Annotated in this window: 23 protein-coding genes and 1 pseudogene; 17 read left to right on the top strand and 7 right to left on the bottom strand. The window is 47.0% G+C overall.

All coding sequences use genetic code 11. From position 1 onward, the window contains the following. The first annotated feature begins 140 nt into the window (after window positions 1-140). The 10 genes from ACH2BK_RS01655 (at window position 141) to ACH2BK_RS01610 (ending at window position 7,078) form a co-directional block, all read left to right on the top strand. Complete coding sequence (locus tag ACH2BK_RS01655; protein ID WP_395001834.1) at window positions 141-2,318, top strand: carbon starvation CstA family protein; 2,178 nt, start codon at window positions 141-143, stop codon at window positions 2,316-2,318. Continuing rightward, on the top strand, window positions 2,315-2,521 hold the full coding sequence (gene kcuS, locus ACH2BK_RS01650) for a KCU-star family selenoprotein (RefSeq protein WP_394994266.1): 207 nt from the start codon (window positions 2,315-2,317) through the stop codon (window positions 2,519-2,521). Before ACH2BK_RS01655 ends, kcuS begins: the two co-directional genes overlap by 4 nt. Window positions 2,522-2,672: 151 nt before the next feature. Next, window positions 2,673-3,086 carry a nucleoside-diphosphate kinase gene (ndk, locus tag ACH2BK_RS01645; protein ID WP_395001833.1) on the top strand — a complete coding sequence of 138 codons (414 nt, stop codon included), beginning with the start codon at window positions 2,673-2,675 and terminating at the stop codon, window positions 3,084-3,086. Window positions 3,087-3,139: 53 nt separating this feature from the next. Continuing rightward, a complete protein-coding gene (locus ACH2BK_RS01640; RefSeq protein ID WP_395001832.1) occupies window positions 3,140-3,493 on the top strand; it encodes a hypothetical protein in 354 nt (117 codons plus the stop codon). 2 nt (window positions 3,494-3,495) lie between these two features. Continuing rightward, window positions 3,496-3,645 (top strand): 50S ribosomal protein L32, encoded by a 150-nt coding sequence (gene rpmF / locus ACH2BK_RS01635; RefSeq protein ID WP_095627775.1) that lies wholly within the window; start codon window positions 3,496-3,498, stop codon window positions 3,643-3,645. Between the two features lie 48 nt (window positions 3,646-3,693). After that, window positions 3,694-4,677 (top strand): phosphate acyltransferase PlsX, encoded by a 984-nt coding sequence (plsX, locus tag ACH2BK_RS01630; RefSeq protein ID WP_394994273.1) that lies wholly within the window; start codon window positions 3,694-3,696, stop codon window positions 4,675-4,677. A 9-nt stretch (window positions 4,678-4,686) separates the two neighbouring features. Then, on the top strand, window positions 4,687-5,667 hold the full coding sequence (locus ACH2BK_RS01625) for a beta-ketoacyl-ACP synthase III (RefSeq protein WP_395001831.1): 981 nt from the start codon (window positions 4,687-4,689) through the stop codon (window positions 5,665-5,667). A gap of 15 nt (window positions 5,668-5,682) precedes the next feature. Next, window positions 5,683-5,847 (top strand): hypothetical protein, encoded by a 165-nt coding sequence (locus ACH2BK_RS01620; protein ID WP_395001830.1) that lies wholly within the window; start codon window positions 5,683-5,685, stop codon window positions 5,845-5,847. A 15-nt stretch (window positions 5,848-5,862) separates the two neighbouring features. Then, on the top strand, window positions 5,863-6,132 hold the full coding sequence (locus ACH2BK_RS01615; protein WP_394994278.1) for a hypothetical protein: 270 nt from the start codon (window positions 5,863-5,865) through the stop codon (window positions 6,130-6,132). After that, on the top strand, window positions 6,098-7,078 hold the full coding sequence (locus tag ACH2BK_RS01610) for a glycosyltransferase family 2 protein (protein ID WP_395001829.1): 981 nt from the start codon (window positions 6,098-6,100) through the stop codon (window positions 7,076-7,078). Before ACH2BK_RS01615 ends, ACH2BK_RS01610 begins: the two co-directional genes overlap by 35 nt. A 431-nt stretch (window positions 7,079-7,509) precedes the next feature. On the opposite strand, the gene ACH2BK_RS01605 is transcribed toward ACH2BK_RS01610, so the two are convergent. After that, a complete protein-coding gene (locus ACH2BK_RS01605) occupies window positions 7,510-7,881 on the bottom strand; it encodes a hypothetical protein (RefSeq protein WP_395001828.1) in 372 nt (123 codons plus the stop codon). A gap of 299 nt (window positions 7,882-8,180) precedes the next feature. Between ACH2BK_RS01605 and ACH2BK_RS01600 the strand changes: the two genes are divergently transcribed. Next, complete coding sequence (locus ACH2BK_RS01600) at window positions 8,181-8,315, top strand: hypothetical protein (RefSeq protein ID WP_395001827.1); 135 nt, start codon at window positions 8,181-8,183, stop codon at window positions 8,313-8,315. Between the two features lie 6 nt (window positions 8,316-8,321). Continuing rightward, complete coding sequence (locus tag ACH2BK_RS01595; RefSeq protein WP_395001826.1) at window positions 8,322-8,450, top strand: hypothetical protein; 129 nt, start codon at window positions 8,322-8,324, stop codon at window positions 8,448-8,450. A gap of 45 nt (window positions 8,451-8,495) precedes the next feature. Here ACH2BK_RS01595 and ACH2BK_RS01590 read toward each other — a convergent pair whose 3' ends face one another. The 6 genes from ACH2BK_RS01590 to ACH2BK_RS01565 all read right to left on the bottom strand — a co-directional run bounded on the left by ACH2BK_RS01590 (window position 8,496) and on the right by ACH2BK_RS01565 (window position 13,783). Then, entirely contained in the window at window positions 8,496-8,666 is a 171-nt protein-coding gene (locus tag ACH2BK_RS01590) for a hypothetical protein (protein WP_394994292.1), read from the bottom strand. A gap of 28 nt (window positions 8,667-8,694) precedes the next feature. Next, complete coding sequence (gene glnA / locus ACH2BK_RS01585; RefSeq protein WP_395001825.1) at window positions 8,695-10,131, bottom strand: type I glutamate--ammonia ligase; 1,437 nt, start codon at window positions 10,129-10,131, stop codon at window positions 8,695-8,697. Between the two features lie 131 nt (window positions 10,132-10,262). Then, window positions 10,263-11,621: an L-serine ammonia-lyase gene (locus ACH2BK_RS01580; protein ID WP_395001824.1), complete on the bottom strand. Its 1,359-nt coding sequence runs from the start codon at window positions 11,619-11,621 to the stop codon at window positions 10,263-10,265. 9 nt (window positions 11,622-11,630) lie between these two features. Next, the gene (locus tag ACH2BK_RS01575; protein ID WP_395001823.1) at window positions 11,631-12,959 is read right to left on the bottom strand and encodes an aromatic amino acid transport family protein; all 1,329 of its coding nucleotides are present in this window, start codon (window positions 12,957-12,959) and stop codon (window positions 11,631-11,633) included. A 352-nt stretch (window positions 12,960-13,311) separates the two neighbouring features. Further along, entirely contained in the window at window positions 13,312-13,584 is a 273-nt protein-coding gene (locus ACH2BK_RS01570; RefSeq protein WP_394994303.1) for a type II toxin-antitoxin system YafQ family toxin, read from the bottom strand. Then, entirely contained in the window at window positions 13,577-13,783 is a 207-nt protein-coding gene (locus ACH2BK_RS01565) for a hypothetical protein (RefSeq protein ID WP_394994305.1), read from the bottom strand. Before ACH2BK_RS01565 ends, ACH2BK_RS01570 begins: the two co-directional genes overlap by 8 nt. A gap of 582 nt (window positions 13,784-14,365) precedes the next feature. On the opposite strand from ACH2BK_RS01565, the pseudogene ACH2BK_RS01560 reads away from it, so the two are divergent. From ACH2BK_RS01560 to ACH2BK_RS01540, 5 genes and pseudogenes are all read left to right on the top strand, one after another. Continuing rightward, window positions 14,366-14,443 (top strand): annotated as a pseudogene (locus ACH2BK_RS01560) (hypothetical protein); the annotation flags it as partial. A gap of 64 nt (window positions 14,444-14,507) precedes the next feature. Beyond that, a complete protein-coding gene (locus tag ACH2BK_RS01555; protein WP_395001822.1) occupies window positions 14,508-14,966 on the top strand; it encodes a low molecular weight protein-tyrosine-phosphatase in 459 nt (152 codons plus the stop codon). Between the two features lie 57 nt (window positions 14,967-15,023). Then, window positions 15,024-15,827 carry a hypothetical protein gene (locus tag ACH2BK_RS01550; protein WP_394994311.1) on the top strand — a complete coding sequence of 268 codons (804 nt, stop codon included), beginning with the start codon at window positions 15,024-15,026 and terminating at the stop codon, window positions 15,825-15,827. Between the two features lie 49 nt (window positions 15,828-15,876). Next, window positions 15,877-16,752 (top strand): flagellar basal body P-ring formation chaperone FlgA, encoded by an 876-nt coding sequence (gene flgA, locus ACH2BK_RS01545; protein ID WP_395001821.1) that lies wholly within the window; start codon window positions 15,877-15,879, stop codon window positions 16,750-16,752. Next, window positions 16,749-17,354: a UbiX family flavin prenyltransferase gene (locus tag ACH2BK_RS01540; RefSeq protein WP_394994317.1), complete on the top strand. Its 606-nt coding sequence runs from the start codon at window positions 16,749-16,751 to the stop codon at window positions 17,352-17,354. The genes flgA and ACH2BK_RS01540 overlap by 4 nt, the downstream gene beginning before the upstream one ends. Window positions 17,355-17,384: the final 30 nt, after the last annotated feature.

The following is a 17,384-nucleotide window of genomic DNA, read 5'->3' as shown; positions in this document are numbered from 1 at the left end:
GCAGCTAGCGCAAAATCCCAAAATGTTACATCTCCGCTCTGTTGCTAAAACTTATTACAAAAACCTTGACTTACACAAAAGCACTTTTATAGAATGAAACCTAGTCATTGCAAAATGAGAATCTAACACAAAGGTGCAGTATGAATAAGGCTTTGAGTATTGTGCTATGGGCGTTGGTATCGCTCATAGGTGCGTATTGTTTTGGGGTGCTTGCGCTCCACACGGGAGAGAGTATCAGTGCGATATGGATCGTGGTGGCAGCGGTGTGTATCTATGCCATCGCCTACCGCTATTATTCCAAATACATCGCTTACAAAGTCCTAGGGCTTGATGACAATCGCGCCACACCAGCGGTGGTAAATAACGATGGACGCGACTTCGTGCCCACTAACAAAATCGTGCTTTTTGGGCATCATTTCGCCGCCATTGCCGGAGCGGGTCCCCTCGTAGGTCCTATCCTCGCAGCACAAATGGGCTATCTGCCTAGTATGATTTGGATCGTCGTGGGCGTGGTGCTAGCGGGTGCGGTGCATGACTTTACCGTGCTTTTTATCTCTATGCGCAGAGATGGCAAGAGTTTGGGGGAGATCATCAAGCTTGAGCTTGGCAGGGGTGTGGGAAGTATCGCAATGCTTGGGATTTTGGGCATTATGATGCTTATCATCGCTATTTTGGCACTTGTGGTGGTGAATGCCCTCGCAGAATCTCCTTGGGGGCTTTTCACGATTGCGATGACAATCCCCATTGCCATTTATATGGGTATCCATATGCGGTTTTTGCGCCCGGGCAAAATCGGGGAGGCGAGTATCATTGGCTTTGCTTTGTTGCTTTTAGCGCTCTATTATGGGCGTGCGGTGGCAGAGAGTGAGACGCTCGCACCGCTTTTTACACTAAGCCCTGTTACACTCACTTATGTAATGATTGGCTATGGGTTTGTGGCGGCGATTTTGCCGGTGTGGTTTTTGCTCGCTCCTAGGGATTATCTAAGCACCTTTTTAAAGATTGGCGTGATTGTGCTGATGGCTGCGGGGATACTCATCGTCGCACCTGATGTGCGCTTTGAAAGTGTTACGAAGTTTGTCGATGGGAGCGGACCTGTTTTTAGCGGTAAGCTCTTTCCGTTTTTGTTTATCACCATTGCTTGTGGTGCGATAAGTGGATTCCACGCGCTCATCTCAAGCGGCACGACGCCCAAAATGCTAGAGCGTGAATCCCACGCGCGAATGGTGGGCTATGGCTCGATGCTTATGGAATCTGCGGTGGCGATTATGGCACTTATCGCAGCGGTAATCCTCACGCCGGGCTTGTATTTTTCTGTCAATGTCGCGCCTGCTGCGCTAGGCACGGCGGCGTTTTATGAGGGTGGTGCGCTCAAAGACGCCTTAGCTGCGGCGCAAGCAGCGGCGCAGACGATTAGCTCTTGGGGATTTGTTATCACGCCCGAGCAGATTCTAAACACTGCTAATGAGATTGGCGAAAAAACGATATTGAGCAAAACCGGTGGTGCGCCCACCTTTGCTATCGGATTGGCGACTATCATCTCGCAAGTGCCGCTATTCTCACAAGGATCCATTGCGTTTTGGTATCATTTTGCGATTTTGTTTGAGGCACTCTTTATCCTCACGGCTGTGGATGCGGGGACGAGAGCGGGGAGATTTATGGTGCAAGATGTGCTAGGCAATGTTTATAAGCCATTTGGCAATATCCACTCGATTTTTTATGGAATCTTGGCGACCTTGCTATGTGTGATTGGCTGGGGCTATATCCTCTATCAGGGCGTTACTGATCCACAAGGTGGCGTGAAGTCGCTCTGGACGCTCTTTGGGGTTTCTAACCAAATGCTAGCGGGTATGGCATTGCTCACTGTGATTGTGGTGCTCTTTAAGATGGGCAAGGGCAAGCAAGCGTGGATTGCGATTGTGCCTGCTGTTTGGGTGCTTGCAAGCACGCTGTATGCAGGGGTGCTCAAGCTCCTTCCGGCAAATGGCGAGAAGATTCACGATGCTGTAAGTCATATCGCCACTTGGCAAAACAACAAGGCAGCCGCAGCCTCCAAGCTCGCCGAGGCAGCCGCACAGACAGATCCGGATATGGTAGCCTCACTCACCGCACAGGCGCAAAAACTTAGCCTTATAGCTAGCAACAATTTGCTTAATGCGATTTTGTGTGGGTTTTTTATGCTTGTTACTTGCTTAATCCTTGTGCAGTGTATTAGAATCTGCCTCAAAGCCGCAAGTGGCAAGCCAACGATACCATTAGCCCAATCTCCCTATGTGAAAGCTAGTGATTTTGATGGCAAAATCGCTGTGCATAAATGATATTTGCGAGAGTTTGGGGGGCTGTGCGAGAGATTTATAGGCGTTCTGATAGATTCTTGCATTTGCTCGTGGGTATGCCTAGCTATGACAAATACCTAGAGCATATGCGCCTCCACCACCCCGGGGAGATTCCAAAGAGCCAAAGGGAGTTTTTCAAAGACGCTATGGAGAAAAAATACGGCGCGGGAAGGACAAAATGCTGATAAGTGCGATAATGCAAGGTTTGCATACACAAGATTCACTCCACGCACCCAAATCCTGAAAAAAGCACAAGCCACAAATTTTCTAAGGTTAAAGAAAAGTTGTTTGTGGTAGAATCCCTCACTTTTTTTAATTTTCTTTTAGGAGTTGGCTATGGAGCAGACACTTTCTATCATCAAGCCCGATGCGGTAAAAAAAGGCGTGATTGGCAAGATTATCGATAGATTTGAGAGCAATGGCTTGCGTGTAGCAGCGATGAAAAAGCTGCAGCTTGGACGCTGTGATGCTAGTGAGTTTTATGCCATTCACAAGGAGCGCCCATTTTTTAACGATCTCGTGGATTTTATGGTGAGTGGTCCCGTGGTGGTGATGGTGCTAGAGGGCAAGAATGCTGTGGCTAAAAATCGCGAGCTTATGGGCGCGACAAACCCCAAAGAGGCGAAGCCCGGGACTATCCGCGCGGATTTTGCCGATAGTATCGATGCAAACGCCGTGCATGGTAGCGATAGCCTTGAGAATGCCAAAAACGAAATTGCCTTTTTCTTTGCCAAGCGAGAGATTTGCTAGGCTTGCTTTATAGAATCTTACGCGCATTTAGAATCTAACACACAATAAATTTTATGAAAATTGCTTTTAAAAAAATCGCTTCCTCTCCCAAAGCGTTCAGTATAGAATCTGAAGGCTTGGAGCTTAGTGGCACGCTCGTGCGGGTGGAGCCCCAAACCTTTAAGCTTGATGGGAGGCTTAGTGGCGATTTGGAGCTTGTGTGTGATAGGAGTGGCGAGGCGTTTATGAAGCATTTTGATGAGTCTTTGGTTTTGTATATCTCAGATGGACTTTGGGATACACAAAGCCAAAGTGGGCTTGATAGTCTTGATGTTATTGAGTTTTTCGATGGTTTTATAGATGTAGAGTATATCTTGCAAAGCGAGATAGAATCTATCAAAATGGATTATCACATAAAAGGAGAGTAACTATGGCAGTTCCAAAAAGAAGAGTGAGCAAAACTAGAGCAGCAAAGCGCAGGACACACTACAAGGTAAGCCTCGCTATGCCTATCAAAGACAAAGATGGCAGTTGGAAAATGCCCCATCGTATCAACAAATTTAGCGGGCAATACAAATAAGGCAAATAAACCCACGCACTTGTGTGTGGCGTGAAATGGGAGGTGTCGATGCAAAAGATTGCCATTGATGTAATGGGCGCGGATCACGGCGTAGAGCCTATCGTGCTTGGTGTTATAGAGGCACTAAAGCACAAACAGTTTGAGGCTATCATCGTGGGCGATGAAGCCCAAATCGCGCCGCTGATACCAGCTGAGCTCACAAATCGTGTGCAAATCGTGCATTGTGTGGATTATATCAAGATGGAGGAGAGTGCCGCGAGTGCCTCAAAGCGCAAAGAATCTTCTATCTTTGTCGCCACGGAATTGGTGCGTGAGGGCAAAGCCGATGCGCTCGTATCGCCCGGACATAGCGGTGCGACTATGAGCCTTGCCACACTCAAGCTCGGACGGATTAAAGGCGTCTCGCGTCCGGCTATCTGCACCACGATGCCCACCATCTATGAAAATCCAAGTATGATCCTCGATGCAGGGGCAAATACAGACTGCAAGCCCGAGTATTTGGTGGATTTTGCGATTATGGGGTATGAGTATGCTAAGAGCGTGATGGGCTATGCCAGCCCGCGCGTGGGGCTTCTCTCTAATGGCGAGGAGGATACCAAGGGCAATGAACTCACAAAAGCAACCTTTCCATTGCTCAAAGAATTTGCGTTTTTTAAGGGCAATGTGGAGGGGCGCGATATCTTTAATGGCAGCGTGGATGTGGTGGTGTGTGATGGGTTTTCGGGCAATCTCGTGCTTAAGGCAAGCGAGGGAGTGGCGAGTGCGATCTCTCACATACTCAAATCAGAGATCAAAAAATGCCCTATCCGTGCGCTTGGCGCGTGGCTTATGAAAGGCGTGTTTAGGAATCTTAAGAAAAAAATCGATCATAGTGAGTATGGTGGCGCGCCATTGCTAGGGGTGCAAAAAGTCGTCATCATCAGCCACGGGAGCTCAAATGCTAGAGCCATAGAATGCGCCGTGTATCAGGCTTTGGGCGCGCTAGATTCTGAAATTTGTGCAAAACTCCAAAAAGTCTTTGAATCTCGATAGGGGATAGTTATGGAAAAAGTCTTTGCTTCGCTCATATCCATCGCCTCCTACATTCCGCCCCGATGTGTTAGTAATGCGGATTTTGAAAAAACCCTAGACACTAGCGATGAGTGGATTAGCAAAAGGACGGGCATTAAGACGCGTTATTTTGCTAATCCAGATCAAAACACCAGCGATCTTGCGTATGAGGCGGGCAAGGTGGCTATCGAGCGCGCCAACCTCACTCCGAGCGATATCGACGCGGTGATAGTGGCTACTCTAAGCCCAGATTATCTCACGATGCCCTCCACTGCGTGCATTGCCGCGCACAAACTTGGTATCCACAACAAGCCCGCGTTTGATATTAGCGGGGCGTGTAGTGGGTTTGTCTATCTGCTCAATGTCGCTAAGTCCTTTATAGAATCTCGCACATACGAGAATATCCTCATCATAGGGGCGGAGAAAGTGAGCTCTGTGCTAGATTTTGAGGATCGAGGCACTTGTGTGCTCTTTGGCGATGGGGGCGGCGCGGCTGTCGTGAGTGCCACCACAGAGCAGCGCAAATCCATCTTAGATGTGCATATCGCTGCCAATGGGCAATATGGGGATTTGCTCTATACGCCTAGATTCAATGCCACGAGCGATTCGCCAAAGCAATGCCTACAGATGAAGGGCAATGAAGTGTTTAAACAAGCAGTCAAAACTCTCGCACAAGATGTCAAAGATATCCTAGAGCACAATGCCATAAAGCCCCAAGATGTGCGGTTTTTTGTCCCGCATCAGGCAAATTTACGCATTATCAATGCAGTGGGAGAGATGCTAGACTTCTCGCCCGATCAAATCGTGCTCACGGTGCAAAAATACGGCAATACCTCCGCCGCTTCAATCCCTATGGCGATTGATGAAATCTACAAGCAGGGCAAGCTCAAAAATGGCGATTTGCTCCTGCTTGATGCGTTTGGGGGTGGATTTACTTGGGGCTCTGCGCTCGTGTATTTTAATGGCTTATAAGGGATAGAATCTAGTTTGGTTTATAGAAAAGGTGCTAGCGCAAGCGGCGTCAATGAGGTGGCGGCACCGAGAGATTCTATAAACTTGCTGAAAAACGCAGTAAGTGATCGCGTAAGCGGAGCGAGTGAGGATTCACTCCTCACGAGCGGCAACAAGCTTGCTTTAGCAAGCTTGCATTAAATGTTAGAATCTAGTTTGGTTTATAGAAAAGGTGCTAGCGCAAGCGGCGTCAATGAGGTGGCGGCACCAAGAGATTCTATAAACTTGCTAAAAAACGCAGTGAGTGATCGCGTAAGCGGAGGCAATGAGGGCTTTGCCCACATTGCCGATAGCAAGTTTTGCCACGCAAAACTTGCATTAAATGATGGGACTCTGTCTCACACCCTGTGGTGGCAATTTGTTGGGATAGATTATAATAAAAGGAGATTGTATGCCATTTGTTTCCATTATATTGCCCACTTATAATGTAGAGCCATTCATCGCGGAGGCGATGGAGAGCTGCATACAGCAGAGTTTTGGAGATATAGAGATTATCGTGCTTGATGACTGCGGGAGTGATGGTAGCATAGCCATAGCCAAAGAATATGCCAAGAGGGATACGCGCGTAAAAATCGTGCATAATGCAGAAAATCTCCAATTGTTTGCGGCTCGGGCAGAGGGCGTGAAAGTCGCGCAGGGAGAGTATATTATGTTTCTCGATCCCGATGATATGCTAGATTCTGACGCCCTGCAGGCTTGTGTAGATGCTATGCGACAACCGGGGGGGGGGGAATTAGATTTAGTCTGTTTTAATTATAAAACCCTTCAAGATTCACACACGCACCCTGTATTGTATTATCGCGACGCTATTTACGCGAGTAGGGAGGATTTTTATCTCTTTTGCCTCAAAAAATCGTGGATAAATTGGAATATATGGGGCAAACTCCTCAAAAAAGAGCTCTATCTCAAAGCTTTTGCGCTTATTGATCCCCACACACGCATTGGGGTAGCCGAGGATTGTCTGCTCTATGCGGCATACAGCAGCCTCATACGCAATGCCATCACGCTCCAAGCCCCGCTGCTGACATACCGCATACACGCGCAGTCTATGAGCGCAGCCAACACGCCTGAAAGTATCACGCAACACATACACCACCATAACTTTGTCTATGCGCACATACAGCGTTATTTTCACTCCATCGCGCACGAGAGCTCCTTTGCGCAAAGGGTGTTTTGCGCTCGATATTTGGAGCTTATAGCGTGGCAGATCGCGGGCTTGCAGGCTGAGTATAAAAGGCGTGAGGGCACTTTTAGCCCGCGGGATTCACGCAAGCTCTCTTATGCTAAAAAAAGAGCGCGCTACAAACGCTATGCGCAAAACTTTATCCTTAAGATATGGAAAGCATTGTTTTGGCGCAAGGATTCTCGCTAAAGGGAGGCTATGCGCTTTGCTTTGCCCCCCTCAAGCGCGTAAATTGCGTTAGCACGAATAGAATCTAAACAAAACGAGATTTAATCATTTAGTTTCAGAATCTAGCCTCACAGAATCTAAAGCCACTTTAAAATCCACTCCAACAGATTTAGAATCTAGACTTAGAGATTCAAACACAAAATCTCATCTCACAGAATCTAAAACAGATTCACAAATCCCCCTACCCCAAAAAACCTTATCAAGGCTTTGCCAAATTTAAATAGTGTGCGCGTCAGCGCAAGCCGAAGCAGAATCTAAAGATTCTAAATCTTTAGATTCTGCCATTTTTGCGCAGCAAAAATCAAATAAAATGTGTAGCACGCAAGTGCATACCGCCCCTCGCCCTTGTCGTGTGTGGCAAAGCGTAAGCTTCTTTAGAAAACGAAGTTTCTTTAGAAAAATGCGTTAAAAAAATGCAGTAGTGCATTTTTAGCATTTTTGACTAGACAAGGAGATAGCGAGGCTCTCCCGCCAAAAGATATACTTTGTGGCTGCGCAAAAAGCGGCGGCTTTTTCGGGGCTGGGGAGAGCGGGGAGAGGGGAAACCCCTTTTCTTTTTGCGCAAACAAGTGATGATGAGAATCTGGAACATATCCGTGAGAGCGTGAATCTAAGAGGCTAGATTCTAAGGTTTGATGAGATTGTAAATCTGTTTTGGATTCTAAATCTGAATCTAAAACCAAAACTCTGAATCTAGATTCTGAATCCACTTTAGATTCTGTAATTTCCATATTGCTTAGATTCTGCATTTTTCCATTTCTCAAAGTCACATTCTCACGAATACTTTCTAGATTCTGTGTATTACTTTGTTTTTTCGCAAAAAGGGGTGTTATCCCCTCCCCACTCGCTAAAGCCCCGAAAAAGTCTCCACTGTTTTTGCTGCGCTTTGCTTGCAAGCCTTCGGCACGGCAAACGGGGAGAGAGCCTCGCTTTTTCCGCTTCTAGCACAATCGTTGCGGAGGCACTCCTGCCTCCTTTCTCCAACGATTGCACACCACGAAGCGGGCGAGTGTCGGTTGGTGCTATCGCACCTACATATTGATTGGATTTTTGCTGCGCAAAAATGGCAGAATCTAAGGACTTAGATTCTGCTCGGCTTGCGCTATTGCGCACATTATTATTTATATTTGGCAAAGCCTCGCACAAAGTTTTTTGGGGTGGGTGGATTTGTGAATCTGTTTTAGATTCTGTGAAATGAGATTTTGTGTTTGAATCTCTAAGTCTAGATTCTAAATCTGTTGGAGTGGATTCTATAAAAACTAGATTCTATAATGGCTTGAGAATCTATAAGACTAGAATCTTAAAGGCTAGAATATTAGATTCTGTGTTGTAGATTGTGCGGGCTCTTTGGGGCTTAGATTCCGTCGTTGTGCATTTTTTAGAATCTCCGCTTTGGATTGTGTGTTTGTCTTTGAAACTGCGTTAGATTCTGTGGAGCTAAATTCTGAATCTCATTCCAAAATCTAATCTTAGATTCTAAAATGCACCGATGGTATGCGCAGTGCAGCGAGTGGGGACTATCCCCCACGAGCGATAACAAATTTGCCACAAGCAAATTTGCACAAACGATAAGCCTCCTAACAGCTATAAGTCGTCAAAAACTCAAATGGGTGCGGACGCCCTTCCCAAGGCCAAATCTCGGTTTCAAACTTGTATTGTTTGTAGGTTTGGATAAACTCCTCGCTAAAGACTTCGCCCTCTTTGAGATATGCCTTATCCACGAGCATTTCCTCGATCGCGTGGCGCAATGTGTGTGGCAGCTGCTTGATACCCTTTTCACGGATTTCATCAAGGCTTAGCTCAAAGAGATTAATCTCCATAGGCTCGCCCGGATCGCTTTTTTGCTTAATCCCATCAAGCCCCGCCATCAAAAGTGCCGCAAACGCCAGATAAGGATTGCTCGAGCTATCGGGGAAGCGGAATTCCATACGCTTGGCTTTCTCTCCGCTATTATAGGGGATTCTGATACTTGCGCTGCGGTTTTGTGCGGAGTAGGTGAGGATACTTGGTGCTTCAAAGCCCGGAATGAGACGTTTGTAGGAGTTGGTGCTCGCGTTGGTAAAAGCCGCTAGGGCGCGCGCGTGCTTAAGCACACCCCCTAGGAAGTGCAACGCCATTTCGCTTAGTCCCTCATACGCATCGCCAGCAAAGAGATTCCTGCCCTCTTTCCAAATGCTGATATGCGTGTGCATACCGCTCCCATTGTCGTTATACAGAGGCTTTGGCATAAATGTTGCAGTCTTGCCATTGAGATGGGCTACCATCTTGACGACATACTTGAGTTTTTGGACATTATCAGCCGCTTCAAGCATATCGCCAAACTTCACGCCGATCTCGCCCTGTCCTTGCGCCACCTCGTGATGCACGATAAAAGTCTCTAGCCCCACTTGATTGAGCACCTTCACCATCTCGGCGCGGATATCCACCATAGAATCCACCGGTGCCACGGGCAGATATCCACCCTTAGTGCCCGGACGATGCCCGATATTGACACCCTCAAACTCCCTATCGCGGTTCCACTCGCCCTCTTCAGTATCAATCTCATAGTATTGGCAATTTACAGAATCTTTTATCTTAATGGAGTCAAACACAAAAAATTCATTTTCAGGTCCGAAATACGCCACATCGCCGATTCCAGAATCTTTGAGGTATTGCATAGCGCGCTTAACGATACTTCTAGGACATTTTTCATAAGGTTGGTTTTTGTAGATATCCCACACATCGCAAAACACCACCATCGTGGTATCGGCGGTAAAGGGATCGATGAAGTAGCGCACGGGATCGGGGATTAGAATCATATCGGATTTATCCACAGGCTGCCACGCCGGCGCGGAGCTCCCATCAAAGGGAATGCCCTCAAAAGTCTTCTCATCTACCGCACTCGCGCTAAAAGAGATATGATTCCACACGCCCTTAATGTCTGTGAATCTAAAATCTATAAATTCCACCTCGTGCATTTTGCATTCTTCAAAAAATCTCGCCACTGCTTGTTTATCAATTTGGATTTTGCTCATTTTGGATTCCTTACACATTGGAGATAAATGCTGCGGGGGCAATTATATGTTTTTGGAGCTTAAAATTCTCATAAACGCCTTGTGCGTGGGCTATGAGGGGCTACAATCTCACAGGCTCTAGCGCCGCACACTTAGCACACACTTAGATTTTTGGCAAGCCCACCTAGCGAAGTTTCTTTGTATTTGTAATTCATATCCTTGCCGGTTTCATACATTGTCTTTATCACTTCATCAAGCCCGACTTTTGGCGTGCTTTTGCGCGTCATCGCCATTCTGGCTGCCGAAATCGCCTTTATCGCGCCAAAGGCATTGCGCTCAATGCAAGGGATTTGCACCAATCCGCCTACGGGATCGCAGGTAAGCCCCAAATGGTGCTCCATAGCCATCTCTGCGGCATTGCACGCTTTGTGCGCGTCCGCGCCTAGGGCTGTTGCCATAGCTCCCGCTGCCATTGAACTCGCACTGCCTATCTCTGCTTGGCAGCCCGCTTCTGCGCCGCTAATGCTTGCGTTTTTTTTGTAAAACGAGCCTATGAGCATAGCAGTGAGCAAAAATTCTACGACTTTTTCATCGCTAAAGCCTATGGTGTGGTTTTTGAGATAGAGCATCACTGCAGGGATCACGGCGCACGCGCCATTGGTTGGGGCGGTTACGACTTTGGCACCGCTAGCATTTTCCTCCGCAATCGCAATGGCATAGAGCGAGATAAAATCAATAATCCCCATAGGATCAGTCGTGAGCGAGATTCTCTCTCTAAGCCCATTGGCGCGCCGCTTTAGGCGCAGCGATCCGGGTAGGTATTCTTGTGCGGGGTGCGTGCCGTTGTAATACACCTCCTGCATCACTTCCCAAATCTCCAAACAATAGCTATAAATCTCCTCTTTTGTGTGGAATTGCAGCTCGTAGTTGTAGGAGAGTTTGGCGAGATCCCAATTATGCTTCTCACAGAGTGCTAATGCCTGATGTGCGTTATTGACTTCTAGGGCGAGTTTTGTCCGCTCTTTTTTGGCACTATGCTCATTTTCTAGCTCCTTTGCGCTTAGCACAAACCCGCCACCGATAGAGTAGTAAGTCTCCTCCTCTAGCACCGCGCCTTTAGAATCTAATGCCTGAAGTCTCATACCATTTTCGTGCAGCGGCAAAAACTCTTGAGAAAACACCAAATCGCTTTGGTAATTAAATGCGATATTTTTTTGCCCACAGAGCGTGATGGTATGCTCCTGTAGCGCGTTTTTGATAGTCTGCTCCTGCACGCTCGCACTTAGATGCTTTGCTTCTAATCCACTAAGCCCCCAAATCACTGCCTTATCGCTCAAATGCCCCCTGCCTGTGAGTGAGAGCGAGCCATAGAGTGTGATGAGCACACGCTCGATATGTGCGAGGCTGCTAAGGATTTTTTTGCAAAAGAGATTGCCCGCTAGCATCGGACCAAGCGTGTGGGAGGAGGAGGGACCCACACCGATTTTAAAAATACTAAAGTTGCTTGACATCGCTTAGTCCTAAAACTGATAAATAACCGTGATAATCGTGAGAATCCCCGTGATGAGCACAAAGGCATCAAGGGCGGGATTGCGAAATTTTTTGAGCTTAGAGACATTCCAAATCGCAATGATTGGCATAAGGAACAAAATCGCTGCGATGATAGGACCGCCCAAGCTCTCGATAAAGCCTAGCACGCTAGGATCGAGATAGGCTACTATGAGCATTATCGCATACATTACCACGCCGCAGCTAATGGCGATGAGTTTTAGGTTTGGATTCTCATTGCCTGCGAGCTTGCAGCATTTGCGCACGATCCCATACGCTCCCTCACGCGCACCGAAATAATGCCCAAAAAACGAAGTCGTGATTGCCAAAAACGCGATGAGAGGACCGCCATAGGCGATGATTGGCTGATTGAGTTTGTTGGCAAAGTATGAGAGTATGGGGATATTTTGCTCCCTAGCGTGGGCAAACTCATCGGGGCTTAGAGCCAAAACGCACGAGAACACAAAAAACATCACAAACACGAGCAATATGCTTGAGGTGGCAAGGAGAATGGAATTGGATTTTTTGAGCGCGTTCTGTGTGCCGTATTCCTGCTTGACGCTAAGTGCGAAGGTAGAAATTGCAGGCGAGTGGTTAAAAGAAAACACAAGCACGGGCAAAGTCAGCCAAACAACCATCAGGAAGTCCCCCCATTGTGGCGTATGCGTGAAAGTATCAAAAGACCAATAGGGGATAAGATAGAGTGAAAAGATAAGCAGCGCAGCGCACAGCGGATACACGAGCAGCTCGCACACACGCGTGATAAATCGCTCGCTAAAGAGCATAATCCCCATAAACGCACTCACGCCCAAAAACACCAAAATCGCGCGATAAAGTGGAAGTAGCTTGTGAATCTCCTGCCCCTTGTCATTTATCGAAGTCGCATAGACGCTTTGGATAAATCCCGTGATACTTTCATTAGATTCTGTAATAAGCGGCAGAATCTGATTGTAGATAAAACTCTCAATCGTGTTAGTAATCCCCACGCAATACGCCAAGCAAATGGGAAAAATCGCGAAAAAATACAGCACCGAGATAAACACACTCACCTTACGCCCGAAATACTCCTCCGCAGCGTGAGTAATGTCTCTCTCACCCTCTGCTTGGGAGACAAAGAGGCTAAGAGCCCTATGGCTAAGATACACCATAGGGAATATCACGATACACATCGCCACCACAGGCCAAAATCCACCAGCCCCAGCCTTGATAGGCAGATACAAGATCCCAGCGCCCACCGCCGTGCCAAAGAGACTAAGCATCCAGCGCGTATCAAAGGACGACCATTTGTTGTTTTGAGACATTTTCTCCTCCTTAAATCATCATCAATCCGCAAGTGTAGCAAATTTTGCACCAAAATTAAGGCATTAGGCACAATATCTGTGGATTTTGTGTGTGAGTGTAACCTTTTTGTGTGGTATCGGTATGGAGTTTTGGCATTTGGGGTATTTGGTAAGGATATGTTTTATAAATCCTTATGAGAGCCCTTTGTCTATCAAGCAAAATTTGAAGTGCCTATAGAATCTAAATATGTGCTATGAGCTCTTTGCATATCTGCTTTGAGGCTTGTTAGGCTTGGAGCTGAAGTGCCACCAAGTATTTTGTTTCCCAAAACTACAATCAGTTAAGGAGTTACGCTTATCAAAGAGAGGCTTGCTATTTCTTAAATAACTTACTATGGCTCCCTAGTCTCACCAAATGCAGACTTTTTGCTTTTATTTGATATATCAAAAGCAAATCAGGTCTTATATGGCATTCTCTAAAGTCTCTTAGTGTGCCCCTTAATGGATGATCTCTGTATTTAGTTTCCAATGTTTCTCGTGCTTGAAGTTTATTCACAACATCTAAGAGGGTTTGTTTTTCTAACCCACTCTTTAATTCTCTTTTGTAATCCTTATCAAAGCTATTTTCGATAACAAGTTCAAGCATTATCCACTTCTTGCATATAGCTTGAAAAATCTTTATAAGTTTTAGAATATCCTTTTCCGCAATTTTGGATTGCCTCTAATGTCTCATCTGTGGGCAAAGTATCATCAGTGATGATCTCATAGGGGTTTGGGAGTTTTTCATTGAGTGTTTCAAGAATCTTGACTAAGCTCTTATCTGCATTTGTTATTGTGATAGTCATAAACACCTCTCTTTATACCAATATTTGTAAATTACCTCCATAGCAAAGAGGCAAGCACCTAAGCTAGCTAATCCTGTAGCCATTATATCTCATATTTGGCTCTTTTGCACTTAGATTCATTGCCTCATCAAAATACCTTATGAGACCAAATCCGCTTCATATGCCAAAGTAGTATCTCCCCTTTGCTTTGTTTGTAGCCATATCTAGGAGTGCCTAGAGAATCTAAATATGTGCTATGAGCTCTTTGCATATCTGCTTTGAGGCTTGATACTCAAAGAGAATGAATCTTTGGGTTATAATATTTTTGTTTGGTATAAAAATTGCTCTGACTAAAATTAATCAAAAGAGATTTAATGGTTTTTGGAGGCATTATGAAAGATTGTGAGAATACCGATAAACAGGTTGATTTTAAGAGTGAGATACAAAAGGCACAAGAGGAGATTTTAGGCGCTCTTTTTCTCGGGCTTTCTGTTTCTAAAGAAAATCTCGCCCAGATACAGCCCCGCATACAAAACGCAAGCTTTTTGCCAAACGAGCAAGCACCAACAATACTTGACTTTGACATTGTCCCAAATCGCCCGCTTAAATACTATCCTTATGCTTCTAGTCCTTTTCTCTCTCCAAAAAACCGCGCGTAAAAACTCCATAATCCCAAGCTAAGCCTTGGATAAATGGGGTAAAATACGCACACTACAAGATTCTAAGACTAGTTTTAGGAGGTTTTATGCAATCGATTTTGTTTGTATGTCTGGGCAATATCTGTCGATCTCCGCTTGCTGAGGGTGTGGCACGAGAAATCATCAAGCAAAACAATCTCGCTATAGAGGTGGATTCTGCAGGGACGAGTGGTTGGCATATTGATGAGCCGCCGTGTGAGGGCTCTAGGGCGGTGGCTAGGCAGCACGGCTTTAGTATCGATGATTTACGCGGGAGGCGGCTAAGTGTGTATGCTGACGATCGCTTCGATCTCATCATCGCGCTAGATTCTAAAAATTATAGAGACATTCTCGCACTTGGCTTTGCAAAAGAGAAAGTGCGCAAGCTCGGGGATTATGGATTAAATGGTGCCGATGTGCCAGATCCCTACACATATCGGGATATGGAGGGCTTTGAGGCAGTGTATGCGATGATAGAGCGCGGTGTGAAAAACCTCCTAGCAGAGCTAGCCCTTCTAAAAGCATAAGCCACGATTTTGGGGGAAGTCTGCTATAATGCCAAAAATTTGAAACAAGGCATAGTTGTGAAAAGAGCGTGGGTGTGTGGCGTATTGATGTGTTGTGCGATGATAGCACAAGGTGCGGAGGGCGATGAGGAGTTGCTTGATTCCCTCAGAGTCCAGCCAGAATCTATGCGCTATATCACGCCCGATACGACAGACAAGCAGCCCCTTGATTATGCAAACCTCTTTGGCAAGCCCACTATCGAGTGGAAAGACATTGCCAAAACAAAAAGCGGCGTGTTTGTCAGCTTGGGGGCTAGCCTCATACCTGTGGTGCGCACCGATACCACCACGCCAGCGGTATATAACGACATTTACCCCATTAGCGGCGGCTTTGATGTCAAGCTTGGCTATATGTATTTTTCCAATCCCTTTGTGGGCTTCCGCGTGTATGGCGAGTATGGGCGATCGTATGCTAATGAAATCTATGGCAGTGGCGGCTATGAGCGCACATACGAGATTGAGATGTATAACGCCGGGGTGAGTATCGTGCTAGATACCAACTTGGGGCAAAAATACGATCATATGCTTAGCGTGATTGTGGATTTGGCGTATGTGCCACATATCGGGTTTGTTTCAGAATGGACGCACACCAACGCAAGTGGCGTGCAAAGCTTTGGCGAGGATAGATTCATAGGGGGCAATAAAGTGGCTTTGGGGCTAGGGTTTGGCTATGTGTTTAGGAGCAAGCACCGCCTTGAAGTGATGTTTAAGAGGCTCACCGATGTGCGTGAGGGCAAGGATTCTCTCCTAAGTGTCAATTCAAATCCCATCGTGTTTCGGCAAGTTTTGAGTATGACTTTTGGGTATGTGTATGTGTTTTAGAATCTTGTGCATTATAAGCCTCTTGTGGGGCGTGCTAGGAAGCGAGGAGATGAGCACACACACTATCGCACCCAAAGAATACACCCTAGAGCCTAGCTACATACTCTCACACACGCAGATTCTCTCCACAAGCCTCTTCCCCCAAATCCCCAAATCCTTCCCTATCGCGAGTTTCCCCCAACAGGGCTTTAGCTTTAAAATGCGCGCCTATGAAGTCGCTGCGATTTTTAAAAGAAATGGCTTTGTGCTGCACACGCCACACACTGATGTGGAGTTTGTCTATCGCTCCTCTATGGAGCTGCGCAAGCCCAAAGAGGCGATAGAGCGACTCTACACCGAGTATTTTGAGGGCGTGTGTCCGGGGAGCTTTAGCATAGATTCTGTATCGGTGCGCCTGCAGGATGAGCGGCACTCACGCGATCTTAGTGAGATTCTCTCCCACGCGGATTTTGAGCTTTTTGGCAGGCAGGCTACGCTAAAAAAACCTAGCGGGGTGCTCATAGCGCGCACAAAAGATTCTAAAATCTTATTTGTGTATGAGATTAAGGCACGCTTTAGGGCATTCTATGTGAGCAAGGCGTTGAGTGCAGGGGAGGGCATAGAAGGGCATACAGAATCTAAAGAAGTGGCATTCCAAAAGCTCGGGGCTTTGCCGGTATGTGAGGGAGAAATCGCCTTTGCCAGTGCGCGCAGCTACCTGCCCCAAGGCACCTTGCTCACAAAAGACAAGGTGCGTCCGCTCGTGCTTGTCAAAAAGGGCGAGATTGTGCTCGTGCGGAGCGTGGGCGGGGGATTTGCCCTGCAGACGCGCCTAGAGGCATTGCAAAGCGGGAGGTTTGGCGAAGTGATAGAAGCAAGGGCGAGCGATAGTAAGAAGATTCTAAAAATCAAGATAGTGGGCAAAAATCAAGGCATAGTGTTATGAGAAGAGATGGGCAGTATCCCAAAAGGCTTGTGGTGGGCATTAGTGGGGCGAGTGGCGTGCATTTGGGCGTGGAGTTTGTGCGGCATTTGCCTAGTGATGTGGCAGTGTATGCGGTGGTGAGTGATGGCGCGCAGCGCGTGTATGCCCACGAGCACAAAGCCACGCAATCCCTCCACGATGTCCTGCATTCTGTGCGCCCGCACAATCTCACGATTTTTAGCAACGATGCACTGCATAAGTGTATCGCCTCGGGAAGCTCGCGTATGGAGGCGATGTGTATCATTCCATCAAGCTCTGATGTGGTGGCAAAAATCGCAATGGGTGTGAGCGATACGCTCATCACACGGAGTGCTAGTGTGATACTAAAAGAGGGGCGCAAACTCCTGCTAGCAGTGCGTGAAATGCCCCTAAGCGCGATTATGCTAGAAAATATGCTAAAGCTCGCGCGCCTTGGCGTGTGTGTCGCGCCGCCGATTGTGGGGTATTATGGCGGGGTGGAGAGCTTGGAGGATATGGAGCGGTTTTTTGTGGGCAAATGGTATGATGTGCTTGGCATACCTCATAGCCTTTTTACGCCCTGGGGCGATACGCGCACGCAGTAGGGTGCGCTTAGTGCAGGGCAAATGGGCAGC

Origin of the sequence: uncultured Helicobacter sp., from assembly GCF_949282165.1 — a bacterium.
In the GTDB taxonomy this organism is placed as follows: domain Bacteria; phylum Campylobacterota; class Campylobacteria; order Campylobacterales; family Helicobacteraceae; genus Helicobacter_F.
The sequence above is the reverse complement of the archived record's forward strand: the minus strand, read 5'-3'. Positions and strand labels throughout refer to the sequence as shown.

What these genes read in the sequence shown, in the direction of transcription:
- ACH2BK_RS01575 (WP_395001823.1), bottom strand. Translation starts at nt 12,959, where the DNA reads ATGTCTCAAAACAACAAATGGTCGTCCTTTGATACGCGCTGGATGCTT.
- ACH2BK_RS01655 (WP_395001834.1), top strand. Translation starts at nt 141, where the DNA reads ATGAATAAGGCTTTGAGTATTGTGCTATGGGCGTTGGTATCGCTCATA.
- ACH2BK_RS01570 (WP_394994303.1), bottom strand. Translation starts at nt 13,584, where the DNA reads ATGCTTGAACTTGTTATCGAAAATAGCTTTGATAAGGATTACAAAAGA.
- rpmF (WP_095627775.1), top strand. Translation starts at nt 3,496, where the DNA reads ATGGCAGTTCCAAAAAGAAGAGTGAGCAAAACTAGAGCAGCAAAGCGC.
- ACH2BK_RS01640 (WP_395001832.1), top strand. Translation starts at nt 3,140, where the DNA reads ATGAAAATTGCTTTTAAAAAAATCGCTTCCTCTCCCAAAGCGTTCAGT.
- plsX (WP_394994273.1), top strand. Translation starts at nt 3,694, where the DNA reads ATGCAAAAGATTGCCATTGATGTAATGGGCGCGGATCACGGCGTAGAG.
- ACH2BK_RS01555 (WP_395001822.1), top strand. Translation starts at nt 14,508, where the DNA reads ATGCAATCGATTTTGTTTGTATGTCTGGGCAATATCTGTCGATCTCCG.
- ACH2BK_RS01610 (WP_395001829.1), top strand. Translation starts at nt 6,098, where the DNA reads ATGCCATTTGTTTCCATTATATTGCCCACTTATAATGTAGAGCCATTC.
- ACH2BK_RS01540 (WP_394994317.1), top strand. Translation starts at nt 16,749, where the DNA reads ATGAGAAGAGATGGGCAGTATCCCAAAAGGCTTGTGGTGGGCATTAGT.
- ACH2BK_RS01600 (WP_395001827.1), top strand. Translation starts at nt 8,181, where the DNA reads ATGGCAGAATCTAAGGACTTAGATTCTGCTCGGCTTGCGCTATTGCGC.
- kcuS (WP_394994266.1), top strand. Translation starts at nt 2,315, where the DNA reads ATGATATTTGCGAGAGTTTGGGGGGCTGTGCGAGAGATTTATAGGCGT.
- flgA (WP_395001821.1), top strand. Translation starts at nt 15,877, where the DNA reads ATGAGCACACACACTATCGCACCCAAAGAATACACCCTAGAGCCTAGC.
- ACH2BK_RS01580 (WP_395001824.1), bottom strand. Translation starts at nt 11,621, where the DNA reads ATGTCAAGCAACTTTAGTATTTTTAAAATCGGTGTGGGTCCCTCCTCC.
- ACH2BK_RS01565 (WP_394994305.1), bottom strand. Translation starts at nt 13,783, where the DNA reads ATGACTATCACAATAACAAATGCAGATAAGAGCTTAGTCAAGATTCTT.
- ACH2BK_RS01625 (WP_395001831.1), top strand. Translation starts at nt 4,687, where the DNA reads ATGGAAAAAGTCTTTGCTTCGCTCATATCCATCGCCTCCTACATTCCG.
- glnA (WP_395001825.1), bottom strand. Translation starts at nt 10,131, where the DNA reads ATGAGCAAAATCCAAATTGATAAACAAGCAGTGGCGAGATTTTTTGAA.
- ndk (WP_395001833.1), top strand. Translation starts at nt 2,673, where the DNA reads ATGGAGCAGACACTTTCTATCATCAAGCCCGATGCGGTAAAAAAAGGC.